The organism is Pseudactinotalea sp. (assembly GCF_048594945.1).
Taxonomy (GTDB): domain Bacteria; phylum Actinomycetota; class Actinomycetes; order Actinomycetales; family Beutenbergiaceae; genus Pseudactinotalea.
In genome coordinates this window covers 1-12,883 of sequence record NZ_JBMDXJ010000501.1, presented here as the reverse complement: position 1 = coordinate 12,883, position 12,883 = coordinate 1, and the positions used below count along the sequence as shown (strand labels likewise).

Genomic DNA, 12,883 nt, shown 5'->3' with positions numbered 1-12,883 from the left:
CACCGGCATCACCGGGATGACGACGCCCCAGGACATCTGGGTGGCGGCCACCAGACCGGCGACGATCACCAGGTCCGCACGAACGGTGCGTGTTCTGGGCATGCTCCTCCTCACTGAGCTGGCAGGCAGCTGTGCTTGTCGCGACGGCCCGGACGGCGCCGGGCGGTCTCCTCGGTTGCCGGCCTGTTTCAGACGAAGTGGCAGGCGGCGGTCCGCCCGCCCGGGAGCGCCTTCAGCTCCGGTTCCTCCGTGCGGCACAAATCGGTGGCGAGCGGGCAACGAGTGCTGACGCGACAGCCAGGTGGTGGCGCGACCGGGCTGGGAAGGTCGCCGGTGAGCACCACCCGCTCGCGCTGGGCCTCGCGGACAGGGTCCGGCACCGGTACCGCCGCGAGCAGAGCTTGCGTGTACGGGTGTTTCGGCTCGGCGAACAGCGCTTCCCGGGGTGCGCGTTCCATCACGCGACCCAGGTACATCACCACGACCTCGTCGCACAGGTACCGCACCGTGGCCATGTCGTGCGAGATGAACAGGAACGCGACGCCGAGGTCGTCGCGCAGGTCGCGCATCAGGTTGACCACCTGCGCGCGCACCGACACATCGAGCGCACTGGTGGGTTCGTCGGCGATCACCAGGTCAGGACCGACGGCGAGCGCGCGGGCGATCCCGATGCGCTGCCGCTGGCCACCGGAGAACTCCGCGGGGTAGCGGTCGGCCATCGCGGCGCTCAGGCCCACGCGCTGCAGCAGCGCGACGGCGCGGGCGCGCCGCTCGCTCTGCGTGCCGATTTTCTGCGTGGCGAGCGCCTCCACGATCGACTCACCGACGGGGATACGGGGGTCCAGCGAGGCGAGCGGGTCCTGGAAGATCATCTGGATCCGACGGCGGAGCGCGCGGAGGTCGCGGCGGCTCGCCCGGGTGGACTCGTCGACACGCTGTCGGCCGTCGACCACGATCTCGCCACCGGTGGGGGACTCCAGACCGGCGAGCACCCGCCCGGTCGTGGTCTTGCCGCACCCGGACTCGCCGACGATCCCCACGGTGTCGCCGCGCCGGATCGTCAGGTCGAGGCCATCGACGGCGCGCACCACCGCCCGGCTGCGGCCGCGGCCGACCGTGAAGTGCTTCGTCAGGCCCATCACCTCCAGCAGCGGCCGTTCGTGCACCGGCTTCGGGTCGAGCTCGATGTCGATCTCGGTGGCACTCATGCCAGGACCGCCTCTCGGGTGGGCGCATCGGCAGGTTCGGTCGCCCAGCAGGCGGCGACCTGGCCCGGACGCCGCTCGGTCAGCAGCGGCTGCCGATCGGCGCACCGCGGCAATGCCGAGGGGCATCGATCCACGAAGGCGCAGCCCGCGGGCAGGTCGGTGAGCGCCGGTGGTGAGCCGTCGATCTGTGTCAACCGGTCGGGCAGCGGACCGTCGACCGCGGGGATCGAGGCGAGCAGCCCGCGCGTGTACGGGTGCTGCGGATCGGCGAAGACATCGAGCACGGGACCGGACTCCACGATGCGGCCGGCGTACATGACGGCGATCCGGTCGGCGAACCGCGCCACCAGCCCCATGTCGTGGGTGACGAACACAACCGCAGAACCACGCTCGGAGCTGAGCCGACTCAGGAGATCGACGATCTGTGCCTGGATCGTCACGTCGAGTGCCGTCGTCGGCTCATCGGCCAGCAGAACGGTCGGCTCGCACGCGACGGCCATCGCGATCATGACGCGCTGCCGCATGCCGCCGGAGAGCTGGTGCGGGAATGCGGCCAGGGTGCGCGCCGGGTCGGGCAACCCGGTCTCGGCCAGCAGCGCCAGCGCGCGCTCGCGTGCCTCGGCACGGGTCAGGCCCAGGTGGCGGCGGAGCGGGGCCACGATCTGTGCCTCGATCGAGAGCACGGGGTTGAGCGAGGTGCCCGGGTCCTGGAACACCATCGCGATGTCCTTCCCCCGCGCGCGACGCAACTCGTCCGGGCGCAGCGCCAGCAGGTCACGGCCATCGAGCCAGACCTCGCCCTGCGCGATCCGGCCGGACCCGTTCACGATCCCTATGAGCGACAGCGACAGCACGCTCTTGCCCGACCCGCTCTCGCCCACGATCGCGAGGCGCTCCCCCCGCGCGACGCGGAGATCGACGTCGGTGACCGCGCGAGCCGGTCCCTGCGCCGTCGGGAACTCCACGCTCAGTCCACGCACGTCCACGGCAGTCTCGGCAGCGTCGGCACTCACTTCCTGCGGGAGGTCCATCGACGGTCCTTTCGTACGCGCATCACGGTCGATCGGAGTGCGGGGTCGAGCTGCTCCCGGACGCCGTCGGAGAAGAAGTGCAGGCTGAGGGACAGCAGCACGATCGTCAGGCCGGGGATGGTGGAGATCCACCAGGCCTCCCGGAGATAGTTCTGACCGTCGGCGATGATGTTGCCGAGCGAGGGTGTCGGCGGAACCACACCCAGTCCGAGGAAGGACAGCGCGGCCTCGGCAAGGATCGCCTCGGCGGCGTAGATCGAGGCGACCACCATCATCGGGGCGACGCTGTTCGGCAGCACGTGCCGCCGCACGTTCCACCACGCGGAGGCGTTCGCCATCCGAGCGGCGTCCATGTAGGTGCTCGAGACGATCGTCAGCGCCAGCGAGCGCTGCAGCCGGATCGCCGCCGGCATCGACGCGATCCCCAGCGCGATGATCAGCTGCAGCGGGCCGGGCCCGAACACCGCGACGATGGCGATCGCCATCAGCACGGCCGGGAACGCCATCAGGACGTCGACCAGGCTCGACACCGCGGTGTCGACGCGGCGGCCGAGCGTCGCCGCCATGGTGCCGATGAACATGCCGCCGAGCAGCGAGATCGTGGCGGCACAGAGGCCGACCAGGATCGAGATCCGGAGCCCGGCGAACGTGCGGGCGAGGATGTCGCGGCCGAGCTTGTCGGTGCCGAACGGGTGCTCGAGACTCGGTGGCGCGAGCGAAGCGGTCAGGTTGGACTGCGTGAGGTTGCCCAGCGGCAACCACGGGGACAGCAGCGCGATCGTCACCAGCGGGACGATGATGGCGCAGGCGATCAGGTTGTTGCGGTTGCGGAAGAAGGATCGGACCGGCGCCCGGGTGTGGACGGGCGCTCTCGACTCCTGCGCCGCTGCCGGCTCGGCGGGGGCGACCTCGTCGTGGGTTGGCGGCGTGGTCGTCTCGAGCAGCCGTACGTCTGTGCTGTTGAGCGTCATCGGAACCTCCCTCGAAGGACAGCGGAGTTCATGCGAGTCGGACCCGGGGATCGACCCGGGTGTAGACGACGTCGGTGACGACGTTGATCGTCAGGAAGATCAGGGCGTAGACGAGGATCAGGCCCTGCACCACCGGGTAGTCACGTCCGGTGATCGCCTGGATCAGCTGGGTGCCGATTCCGGGGATCGAGAAGATCGCTTCCACGATCACGGTGCCGGCGAGCAGCCGGCCAAAGCTGAGCCCGGTCATCGTGATGATCGGGAGCGCTGCGTTGGGCAAGGCGTGCCTGAACAGGATCGTGGGCTCGGGTGTCCCCATCGCGCGGGCGGTCCGCACGTAGTCCCGGCCCAGTGTCTCCACGACCGATGATCGGGTGACCCTGGTCAGCGCCGCGACCTGCCCGATCGCGAGCACGATGATCGGAAGCGCGAGTCGTTGAGCCATGGTCACGGGATCGGACCAGGAGACAGCGCCCGAGATCGGGAACAGGCCGAGCCCATAGGACAGGCCGAGCATGAGCAGCAGCGACAGCCAGAAGCTGGGCACGTTGTCCAGCACCATGACCACGGCCATCAGTGCGCCGTCGCCCCGGTTGCGGCCCTTGCTCTTCGCGTAGGCGGCGAGCACACCGAGCGGGACGGAGATCAGCAGCCCGACCACGGTTGAGGTGATCGCGATGCTCGCCGTCAGGGTGATGGCGTTGCCGATGATCGAGGTGACTGGGAGCTGCGTGTGCAGCGACCTCCCGAGGTCGAACGTGGCCAGCGAGCCGACGTAGTCCAGGAACTGCTGCGGGAGCGGAGCGGCCAGCCCGAGCCGCTCCCGCAGCGCTTGCAGCGCGTCCGGGCCGATGTTCTCGCCACCGATGAAGACCGCCGGGTCACCCGGGATCATCCGCAACAGAGCGAAGACGAGCACGATGATCACCATCAGGGCGGGGATCATGGTGGCCAGCCGCCGCCCGGCGTAGCGCAGCATCCGCCTACTCCGCCGAGATGTAGACGGGGTAGAGATCCACGCCGGCCAACTGGTTCACCTGCACATTGCGCACGGCCTCCGACATCGCCCAGCTCTGATTCGTGGCCGCCGAAGCCGGGTACATCACCTGGTCGGCGACGATCTGCTGGATCTGGGCGTACAGCGCGTACCTGGCCTCCTGGTCGAGCTCGGAGCGTGCCTCGTCCAGCAGCGCGGTGACGTCGGGGTCGTCGTATCGGGACCCGTTCATGCCGGTCGGCGCAGCGTTCTCCGGGTGCAGGTAGCCACGCAGCAGGGTGTCGGGGTTGATCGCGGGATAGACCCGGAAGGACAGCTCGAAGTCGCCCGACTGGCGTCGCTCGTTGAACACCGGGACCTCGACGATGTCGAACTCGAGCGTGATGCCGACCTGCGCCAGGAAGTCCTGCTGCAGGATCGCGGTCTCGGTCGGTGCCGTGCTGATGAGACGGACCGTGAAACCGTCCGGATAGCCGGCCTCGGCCAACAGTTCCTTGGCGCGGTCAGGATCGTAGGAGATCGGCTCGATCGTGGCATCGGTCTCCGCCATCCACGGTGGCAGGACGCCCTGCCACGGTTGAGCGCTGTGCGGAGCGATGGCCTCGAGGATCGCCGCGTTGTCGAGCGCCATCACGAAGGCCTGTCGCACCCGCTGGTCGCCGAACGGCTCGAACTCCGATCCGAACAGCCACGCGTTGGTGGTGTAGCCCTCTGCGGTGCTGACCCAGATGCCCTCGGTCGATGAGACGCGCTCGAACTGCTCGGAGCTGAGGCTGTTCATGCCGGCCGCAGCATCCACCTCACCGTTGAGCAGTGCGGTCTCGGCGGCCGCTGCATCGGTGATCAGCTCGAACGTCACGCTCTCCAGATCGGCCGCACCCAGGAAGTAGTCCTCGTGGCGCTTCAGCACCAGGGTGGCGTTCGGCGTCCAGGACTCCAGGTAGAACGGACCGGTGCCGACCGGGTTCCGTGGATAGTCGTCGCCGAAGTCTTCGACGGCCTGCTGGTTGACGATCTGACCCTGGTGGTTGTTGGTCACCTGAAGCAGGAAGTTTGCATCCGGTGCGTTCAGGGTGATCTGCACCGTGTAGTCGTCCAACGCGACGATCTCCTCGATGCTGCCGAGCTCGGCGCGGTACTGGGAACCGGTGGCCGGGTCGAGGATGCGCTCGTAGCTGTAGACCACGTCGGCGGCGGTGAACGGCCCGTAGTCGAAGTGCCAGGTGGCGTTCTCGACCAGGTGGAACGTGTAGACGAGCCCGTCCTCGGAGATGTCCCAGCTCTCGGCCAGGCCGGGGGTGGGCTGACCGGTGACCGGGTCGAACGACGTCAAGCCGTTGTAGATGTTGAGCGCGATCATCTCGGTGTCGATCCGGAACAGCGTGGCCGGGTCGAAGCCCACGGGCTCCGAGTACTGCCTGACCACGAGATTCTGGTCGTCGGCCAGCACCCGGTCCTCCGGTGCGATCATCTCCGTGACCGCGGGTGGCTCGTCGGCCGGGGCGGGGTCGGACTCGTCCGAGGTGGTTCCCTGCTGGGCGGCGGTGCCACAGGCCGACAGCAGCACGGCACCGGCGAGCACGACGGCGAGGCGGCGTGTTGACAGGCGTCTCACGTGAGGCTCCTCTGAGTCGCGGGGGTCAGGCCGGGACCGCGATGCGCTCGCGGACCTGGGTTTCGGCGGCCACCGCACCGGGGACGAACTCGACGAGCTCGCTGTGGGTGAAGGCCATGTTGAACTCGTAGCCCCCGCTCATGTACTGGGCGTAGACACGGGCCTCCTCCTCGACCGAGCCGGCTGCCGTGCAGTCCATCGGGATGAGCGTCATGTAGTGGCGGTTGCTGCATCCGAGCGCCGCGGCGTGGGCGCACACAGCTGCGGAGACGCCGGTCACGAGCACGGTCCAGGTCTTCGGGTCGGCGCCGAGGTCGGCGAAGACCTGTTCGAGGTTCGTGCCGGCCCACGGGTCGTGACTCCACTTCTGCACGACCGGCTCACCGGGGAGGGGAGCGATCTCGGGAGCGATCTCCACGCCGTCGGACCCTTCCGCGAGAATCGGGCTGCAGCCGAAGCGGGTGACCTCGAGCGCCTCGGGCTTGCGCACCGACTGGATGTAGACGACGTGCGAGCCGGCGGCGCGCGCCTTCTCGATCAGGCGCTTGTTGCCCTCGATCGTGTCGGTCATGCGGGGCGAGAAGCGCTCGGCGTTGTGCACGAAGAAGTTCTCCATGTCGACGACGAGCACGAGCGTGGTGGCGGGGTCGAGCTCGAACGAGCGGGGCTGGGGCATCGTCACGTCGAGGACGACGTGCTCGGGCGGGGCGGTCCAGGTCATCGTGTTCTCCTCAGGCGATGGACGGCGTAGGGCCGCCCTGGGGGTGGGTGTGGTCAGGTTGGGTCGCGCGGTGGTCAGGCGGCGGTACGCGAACGCTGGGACGCGATCGACTCGAAGTACGCGACCGTCGTGGCGACGTCGACGACGTCGGCGTACTTGGTGTGCATGTCGAAGAGGTTCATCGCGTGGGAGGCCTCGGTGCGGTCGAAGCAGCATTCGGCGACTACGCCCATCCGGAACCGGAACGTCGCGCCGTCGACCACCGAGGCGCGCACGCAGCCGCTGGTGGTCTCACCGCACGCGATCACCGTGTCGATGCCCAGGTAGTTGAGGTGGAAGTTCAGCGGGGTGCCGTGGAAGGCGCTGGCGGCGGCTTTCTCGATGACGGCCTCGCCCTCGATCGGTGCCAGCTCGGCGACGATCTCACCGCCGCGAGCCTTCTCCGCCTCGGTGAGAAGGTCGGTGGGCTTGCGCGAGGAGGGGCCGGCTGCTGCCCAAGGCGACGGGAAGCCATCCATGCCCTTGGCGTGGATGACGGGGATGTCCGAGGCGCGCGCCGCCTCGAGGAGCGGCACCGTGCGGTCGATCGCCTCCCAGCCCTGCAGGCCGCATGACATCGGCCACTTCTTGACGGACTCCATCAGCGGTTCGCGTTCGAGGCCGAGCACGCTGTAGTAGTCGTCGATGATCAGCAGGGCGGGGTTGCTGCCGAATCCGAACGGCTGGGTCTTCGCCCAGCCGGAGGAAGCCAGGTGCTCGACGTCCTGGTCGGTCAGATAGGGGTTCCAGATCTCATCCATCGGTGGCCTTCACTTCTCACGTCGGTCGGGGACTCGCTGTGAGTGCAACCGTGAAGGCTTCCTGTAACTGAACTGACTTCCCCGATTTCTGCACCGTTAATTCAGGCAGGGTGCATCACCGCAGCGTGCTGACCTGCGCAGATGCGTGCGCGGCGAGGACTTCCGCCACCCTTGCGCAGCCCCTGCGCTGGCCATGCGGGCAGCCGCTGCTGCGTGGAGACCCGGTCTCCTTAGACGAGGGCGCCGGGCACAGACGGGCCGCGTGCCTGCCAGGTGCTGATGGAGACCCGGTCTCCGCGCAGCAGCCCGAACCCGTAGTCGACGATCCGGCCTCGACCGGAGTACACGCGCCGCTCGATCCGTAGCAGCGGTGCGCCTTCCGATACCGCGAGCAGCTCGGCGGCATCGCCGCGGGCCGTGGTGGCATCGACCGTCAGCTCGACATCGACGACGCCGCCCTCACTCACGAGCAGCTCGTCGAGGAGGTCGTAGTAGTCGCCGGCCAGTCGGGGGTCGTCGTGCTGCAGATCGTCGGCGATGCCGAGCGGGAGGTAGCTGGTCCAGATGCCGACCGGCGCGGTGGCCACGATCGTGCGGCGCTCCAGCAGCATGACGCTCGCCGGGGGAGCGACCTGCAGGGCATCGGCGACCTGGGGAGGAGCCGGTACTCGGCCCAGCGCGACCACCTCGTGGTAGGCGCCCTCCCGGAGCGAGAAGCTGCGGGCCGGGCCGCGGCCACCGCTGAACTGCTTCGAGGACGTGACGAACGTGCCCATGCCCTGTCGGCGCGCGATCACGCCCTCGTCCTGCAGCAGTGCGAGCGCGTCGCGCGCGAGGTTGCGGCTGACGCCATGGGCGCGCGCGAGCTCTTCCTCGGGTGTGAACCGCTCGCCGGCGCGGTACTGACGGACGATCTGCGACCGCAGCAGATTGGCCAGGCGGCGCGCATCACGCGCCCGTCTCCACGTGGCCATGAGCGGTTGGGTCACAGCCTGCACCGTAGAAGGCTGGTGTTTCGCTCAGGTCACGACCACGGGCGCATGCCCTTGACGTTATATAACGAGTATGGAATGTTAAGGGTCATGGGAGCGACGTTCGAGGCACTGGCGCACGAGGTCCGCCGGGACATCCTCGAGCGGCTCCGGTCCGGGCCGTCCACGGTCAACGGGCTCGCCGAGTCGTTGTCGGCGAGCCAGCCGCTGATCTCCAAACACCTGCGGGTGCTGCGGGATGCGGGCTTCGTGACCGTGAGCGTGGACGCGCAGAAGCGCTGGTACCGGTTGCGGCCGGAGGCGTTCACCGAGGTCGCGGCCTGGCTGGAGCCCTACCGCTGGATGTGGGACGGCCGCCTCGACCTGCTCGGTGACCAGCTCGATGAGATGAAGGCACAGGAGGAGCAATGACCACGTCCGAGATGATCGACGGCGCACGGCCGGCCGTGCAGATCCGCCGCCGGTATCCCCACCCGATCGACCGCGTCTGGCGAGGGCTGACCGAGAGTCGGAACCTGCAGGTCTGGTTTCCCGGCGAGATCGATCTGAGGCCCGAGGCCGGCAGTGTGGTCCGGTACGGGCCTGGCGACGAGGGGCGCGTCGAGGTGGCCGAGCCGCCCGCCCGGTTGGCCTTCACGTGGGGTGACGACCTGCTCGAGTTCGAGCTGATCGCGGATGGGGACGCCACCGACCTCGTGCTGACCCACCACTTCGACGACCGCGCCGGCGCCGCCAGCTTCGCCACCGGCTGGGAGCAGTGCCTGGCCGCGCTGACCGACGTGCTGGAGCACCGCGATCCTCCGCAGTCCGAAGGGCACCACGAGGCGCGCCACGAGGAGCTCGTCGAGCGGTTCGCGCTCGACCGGCCGGCGATCAGCCGCACCTCCTCCGGCTGGCATGCGCGGTTCGAGCGGCAGCTCATCTGCTCCGCCGACGTCGCGTGGGACCTGTTCTTCGGTGGCTCCGCGGCGCCGGCGGTGGGCGAGGAGTTCCGGCCGTTCGCGGCACCTGAGGTGGTCCTCGGCACCGTCACCGAGTGCGAGCCGCCACGCCGCTTCGCCTTCACGACGGCGGAGGGCGAGCCGGGTGACGAGGTCCGCCTTGGTCTCGGCGAGGGCACAGGGCATGGTGCCCGGCTGGTGCTCGAGGTCGCCGGAGCCGACGAGGCTGAGCTCGAGTCGGCGGTCGACCAGTGGGGCAACGGAGCGATCGGGCACGTGGTGGAGGAGGCTGCGCGGCTCGCCGGGATCGGCTGAGGGAGGGGCGTCGGCGCGGGCTGCGCCCTCAGTGCAGGAGCAGCTCCCCGCCCGCTGTGACACCGAGGGGGAGATAGCCCGCCTCGGCGACGGTGAGCAGGTCGGTCCAGGGGCGGTGGAACTCGCCCGCTCCCGGTGTCTGGGCGGCCAGCTGCTCGAACGCGGACGCAAGCACGCACGTCGCCAGGACGTCGCGAACCAGCGCGGCATCACCGCCTGGCGCTGCGACCGCCGGCGTCGCCGACTGCGCCAGTGCTCGCACGGGTTCGCGCATGAGGTCAGCGATCTGGTCGCATGCTCGCTCGTACGCCTGTCGCGATGTCGGACCGAGGTCAGCCGGCTGCGGGCGGGGGTTGTTCATCGCGTCCTCGAGACCAGCAGAGCGCAGCAGCTCGGCGGCGCGCGCGGCGTCCACGGGCACGAGCGTGAGGCGGTCGATCATGGTCTCGGGCACGTCGCTGCCGCTGCGGTAGAGCAGGTCGTCGCGGGTGAGTAGCGCGGTGCCGCGCTCGAGGCGGCGGTCGCACACATGCTGAATCACGCCGTCGACGCCCGGCCACGCCCAGTCCGGACGCCGCTCGGCGAGCGGAGCCCCCTGGTGCCTCAGCACCAGGTCGAGCGGATCGTCGGCGGACAGCTCCAGCCGGGACCCGTCCCACGGGCTGTCGGGCACCTCGAGCACGCCGTCGGATGCCTCATGGACGACGAGGGCTCGATCCGCTCCGGTTCTGCCGATCACCACGAACCCGGGCAGCATCCACGCGAAGGTGCTGTCAGCGTTCTGCTCCGGCAGGTCTGCTGTGCCGTAGATCGTGGTCTCGCCGACCTGGAGCCCGTCCGCGATGCGCAGCAGGTCCACCGAGGCGGCGGGGAGGTGCCGCTCGAGCAGCGCCTCGGCGACAGCGAGATCATCGTCGCCGGCGCCCTCGGGCAGGGGTGCGCTCGAGGCCGCAGCCAGCGCTGCGCGGACCGATTCGCGCGCGGAAGTCTCGTCGATCAGCCGACCCTCTCACAGAGCAGATCGCGACGCCGACCGCCTGCCGGTGTTCTCAGAACGCCGAGGTCGGCCCGTGCTCTCGATCGGCCCGCGCGAGAGCGCGGATCACGTCGATCGGCTCACGGCGACGCAGCGCGAGGGCGGCGAGCAGCTGCACCACCGGGCCGGTCACGCCCGGATCGAACGCGGGAGCAGGCGCATCGACGCTCGCAGCGAGGTCGTCGGCGTGCACCACGATCTCGAGCATCCGCATCACCAGGAAGTCCTCGGTCACCAGCGCACAGTCCTGCCAGGGCACGAACGTCGTAGGCCCGGCGGCGGCGATCGCCGGACCGAGGGCCGCACGGTTCGCGTCGAGGACCGCGATCGAATCGGCCGCGCCTGCGCTGCCCATCTCGTTGAAGTCGTCCCTGATCGAGGTGTTCTCCGGGGCGTCCGGCGAGGCATCGAGCCAGTCGAGCCGGTCGGCGTACTCGAGCAGCGACACCGGCGTCGTCTCGGTGGGGACGGCGATCCCGAGGAACGCCACCGCGCACTCCGGCTGGCTGACGAGGTGCCGTACCAGTCCGCCGACGGTCATGCCCGGCAGCGCGGACTCCCGTTCCCACGCGTCGGCAACCTCGGCCGAGCGCACGAGCGGTCCGATCGCCCCAACGGCACTCGGCAGGGCACCTGGGTCGAGTCGTCCCACGAACGTCGGTGTCATCCACTCACCGTACGGCGCACCGATGCCGCTGCGGGGTGATCTGCTGCCACCCGCTGACACCAGATCGCCCCTGAGCCCTACCCTGCACACATGGGGCCGCTGCGGATCGCCGTCGTCGGGTGCGGCACGGCCGGCCCGGTCGCCGCGATCCACCTCGCCCGCGCGGGCCACGACGTCACGGTGCTCGAGTCCGCCGATGACCCCGGGCCTGTCGGCGCCGGGATCTGGTTGCAGGAACTCGGGCAGCAGGTTCTCGACGGCCTCGGCCTGCTCGAGCCGCTACGCGCCCTCTCGCGCCCGGTCGCTCGCGTCGGCGCGGTCACGGTCCGCGGCCGCCAGGTCATGGACTTCGGCTACGCCGACCTCCCCGGGGCGGTCCCCGCCATCGGCGTCCACCGCGGTGTGTTGTTCTCCTTGCTCTGGGACACCCTCGGCGGCACGACGGCGCAGGTCGCCACCGGCGTCGATGTCACTGGGGTGCGCCCCGCCCCAGGTGGGGTGATGATCGAGACCCGCGGCTGCGCCGTCGGGCCGTTCGATCTGGTGATCGGCGCGGATGGTTCGAGATCCGTGGTCCGCGACAGCCTGCGTGTCACGGTGCGGGACAAGGCCTACGCCTACGGTGCGCTGTGGGCGCTGCTCGACGACCCGGACTCGCTCGCGGGCGACGCGCTGTACCAGTGTCTGGACGGCACGTCCCGGTACCTGGGCGTCCTGCCGACCGGCGAGGCGCAGGCGTCGATCTTCTGGTCGATCAAGGGTCGCGACATGGCGGCGGTCCGTTCGAGTGGGCTCGACGTGTGGCGGCGAGAGGCGCGGCCGTTCCTCCGTGGGCGCTACGAGCCGCTGCTGGACCAGGTCGACGAGCTGCTCGAGGCGCACTACCGCGACGTCGTGGTGCGGACTCCCTACCGGGTCTCCGGCAACGCCGGTGCCGTGCTGCTCGGCGATGCCGCCCACGCGATGAGCCCCCAGCTGGGCGCCGGGACCTCGCTCGCGCTCGCGGACGCAGCGAGTCTGTGCCACGCACTCGGTGAGGCTTCCGACCTGGCGACGGCGCTCGCACGCCACGCAGCCGATCGGCGGGCGCACGTGCGCTGGTACTCGTGGTGGACGCGGCTGATGATGCCGGTGTTCCAGAGCGACCTCGCACCGATCGCCGTCCCGCGCGACCTCCTCGCCAGCCCGATCGGGTGTATCCCGTGGGTGCGCGAGCAGATGGTCCGTCAACTCAGCGGCGGGCAGACGGGGCTCGTGGAACGGTGGGTGCTGCCGGGCGATGAGTAGCTCGAGGAAGGAGCCACCACCGATGAACGACGACCCGCTGGGATGGATGGCACACAGCGACCTGAGGGACGGCGTCACGGTCACCGTGGTTCGGGGCGGTGACCTCGGCACCGTGCTCGCGGCCTTCGGTGCCGAGGGCGCCGGGCTGCCTGTGGACGACCCGCAGATCCAATGGGCTGCGTGGGAATCGGAGGGCCCGCTGCCGTGGGCGGTGATAGCGCCGGTCGAGGGCGGTGTGATCGCCGTCGAGCCGAATGGTTTCGCGGGCGTCGCGCCACCGGTGCTGCGCGTGGCCTCCCGAG

Annotated in this window: 14 protein-coding genes; 4 read left to right on the top strand and 10 right to left on the bottom strand. The window is 69.9% G+C overall.

Annotation, left to right across the window (positions count from 1 at the left end; translation table 11 throughout):
* Positions 1–188: 188 nt before the first annotated feature.
* From ACOJSN_RS22690 to ACOJSN_RS22655, 8 genes are all read right to left on the bottom strand, one after another.
* Entirely contained in the window at positions 189–1,208 is a 1,020-nt protein-coding gene (locus ACOJSN_RS22690) for an ABC transporter ATP-binding protein (protein WP_420114756.1), read from the bottom strand.
* Positions 1,205–2,239 (bottom strand): ABC transporter ATP-binding protein, encoded by a 1,035-nt coding sequence (locus tag ACOJSN_RS22685; protein WP_420114755.1) that lies wholly within the window; start codon positions 2,237–2,239, stop codon positions 1,205–1,207. The genes ACOJSN_RS22690 and ACOJSN_RS22685 overlap by 4 nt, the downstream gene beginning before the upstream one ends.
* Positions 2,218–3,210: an ABC transporter permease gene (locus ACOJSN_RS22680; protein ID WP_420114754.1), complete on the bottom strand. Its 993-nt coding sequence runs from the start codon at positions 3,208–3,210 to the stop codon at positions 2,218–2,220. The genes ACOJSN_RS22685 and ACOJSN_RS22680 overlap by 22 nt, the downstream gene beginning before the upstream one ends.
* A 28-nt stretch (positions 3,211–3,238) precedes the next feature.
* On the bottom strand, positions 3,239–4,189 hold the full coding sequence (locus tag ACOJSN_RS22675) for an ABC transporter permease (protein WP_420114753.1): 951 nt from the start codon (positions 4,187–4,189) through the stop codon (positions 3,239–3,241).
* A gap of 4 nt (positions 4,190–4,193) precedes the next feature.
* Positions 4,194–5,822: an ABC transporter substrate-binding protein gene (locus tag ACOJSN_RS22670; RefSeq protein WP_420114752.1), complete on the bottom strand. Its 1,629-nt coding sequence runs from the start codon at positions 5,820–5,822 to the stop codon at positions 4,194–4,196.
* Between the two features lie 25 nt (positions 5,823–5,847).
* Positions 5,848–6,543, bottom strand: a complete 696-nt coding sequence (locus ACOJSN_RS22665; RefSeq protein ID WP_420114751.1) for an isochorismatase family cysteine hydrolase — start codon at positions 6,541–6,543, stop codon at positions 5,848–5,850.
* 74 nt (positions 6,544–6,617) lie between these two features.
* Positions 6,618–7,343, bottom strand: coding sequence for an isochorismatase family protein (locus tag ACOJSN_RS22660; RefSeq protein ID WP_420114750.1), 726 nt, complete (start codon positions 7,341–7,343; stop codon positions 6,618–6,620).
* A gap of 230 nt (positions 7,344–7,573) precedes the next feature.
* On the bottom strand, positions 7,574–8,332 hold the full coding sequence (locus tag ACOJSN_RS22655; protein ID WP_420114749.1) for a GntR family transcriptional regulator: 759 nt from the start codon (positions 8,330–8,332) through the stop codon (positions 7,574–7,576).
* A gap of 81 nt (positions 8,333–8,413) precedes the next feature.
* Here ACOJSN_RS22655 and ACOJSN_RS22650 point away from each other — a divergent pair, with 81 nt between their 5' ends.
* Positions 8,414–8,746, top strand: coding sequence for an ArsR/SmtB family transcription factor (locus tag ACOJSN_RS22650; protein ID WP_420114748.1), 333 nt, complete (start codon positions 8,414–8,416; stop codon positions 8,744–8,746).
* Entirely contained in the window at positions 8,743–9,591 is an 849-nt protein-coding gene (locus ACOJSN_RS22645; RefSeq protein WP_420114747.1) for an SRPBCC domain-containing protein, read from the top strand. Before ACOJSN_RS22650 ends, ACOJSN_RS22645 begins: the two co-directional genes overlap by 4 nt.
* Positions 9,592–9,619: 28 nt before the next feature.
* Here the strand turns inward: ACOJSN_RS22645 and ACOJSN_RS22640 are convergent, their stop codons facing one another.
* Both ACOJSN_RS22640 and ACOJSN_RS22635 read right to left on the bottom strand, forming a co-directional pair.
* Positions 9,620–10,450 (bottom strand): hypothetical protein, encoded by an 831-nt coding sequence (locus tag ACOJSN_RS22640; RefSeq protein ID WP_420114746.1) that lies wholly within the window; start codon positions 10,448–10,450, stop codon positions 9,620–9,622.
* Between the two features lie 190 nt (positions 10,451–10,640).
* A complete protein-coding gene (locus tag ACOJSN_RS22635; protein WP_420114745.1) occupies positions 10,641–11,294 on the bottom strand; it encodes a maleylpyruvate isomerase N-terminal domain-containing protein in 654 nt (217 codons plus the stop codon).
* 90 nt (positions 11,295–11,384) lie between these two features.
* Here ACOJSN_RS22635 and ACOJSN_RS22630 point away from each other — a divergent pair, with 90 nt between their 5' ends.
* Together ACOJSN_RS22630 and ACOJSN_RS22625 are read left to right on the top strand one after the other, a co-directional pair.
* A complete protein-coding gene (locus ACOJSN_RS22630) occupies positions 11,385–12,581 on the top strand; it encodes an FAD-dependent oxidoreductase (protein WP_420114744.1) in 1,197 nt (398 codons plus the stop codon).
* Positions 12,582–12,603: 22 nt separating this feature from the next.
* The coding region (locus ACOJSN_RS22625) for a hypothetical protein (RefSeq protein WP_420114743.1) at positions 12,604–12,883 on the top strand (280 nt) is incomplete at its 3' end.

Excerpts from the sequence above, each read along its gene's own strand:
- ACOJSN_RS22690 (WP_420114756.1), bottom strand. The coding sequence starts at position 1,208 with ATGAGTGCCACCGAGATCGACATCGAGCTCGACCCGAAGCCGGTGCAC.
- ACOJSN_RS22685 (WP_420114755.1), bottom strand. The coding sequence starts at position 2,239 with ATGGACCTCCCGCAGGAAGTGAGTGCCGACGCTGCCGAGACTGCCGTG.
- ACOJSN_RS22680 (WP_420114754.1), bottom strand. The coding sequence starts at position 3,210 with ATGACGCTCAACAGCACAGACGTACGGCTGCTCGAGACGACCACGCCG.
- ACOJSN_RS22675 (WP_420114753.1), bottom strand. The coding sequence starts at position 4,189 with ATGCTGCGCTACGCCGGGCGGCGGCTGGCCACCATGATCCCCGCCCTG.
- ACOJSN_RS22665 (WP_420114751.1), bottom strand. The coding sequence starts at position 6,543 with ATGACCTGGACCGCCCCGCCCGAGCACGTCGTCCTCGACGTGACGATG.
- ACOJSN_RS22660 (WP_420114750.1), bottom strand. The coding sequence starts at position 7,343 with ATGGATGAGATCTGGAACCCCTATCTGACCGACCAGGACGTCGAGCAC.
- ACOJSN_RS22650 (WP_420114748.1), top strand. The coding sequence starts at position 8,414 with ATGTTAAGGGTCATGGGAGCGACGTTCGAGGCACTGGCGCACGAGGTC.
- ACOJSN_RS22645 (WP_420114747.1), top strand. The coding sequence starts at position 8,743 with ATGACCACGTCCGAGATGATCGACGGCGCACGGCCGGCCGTGCAGATC.
- ACOJSN_RS22635 (WP_420114745.1), bottom strand. The coding sequence starts at position 11,294 with ATGACACCGACGTTCGTGGGACGACTCGACCCAGGTGCCCTGCCGAGT.
- ACOJSN_RS22630 (WP_420114744.1), top strand. The coding sequence starts at position 11,385 with ATGGGGCCGCTGCGGATCGCCGTCGTCGGGTGCGGCACGGCCGGCCCG.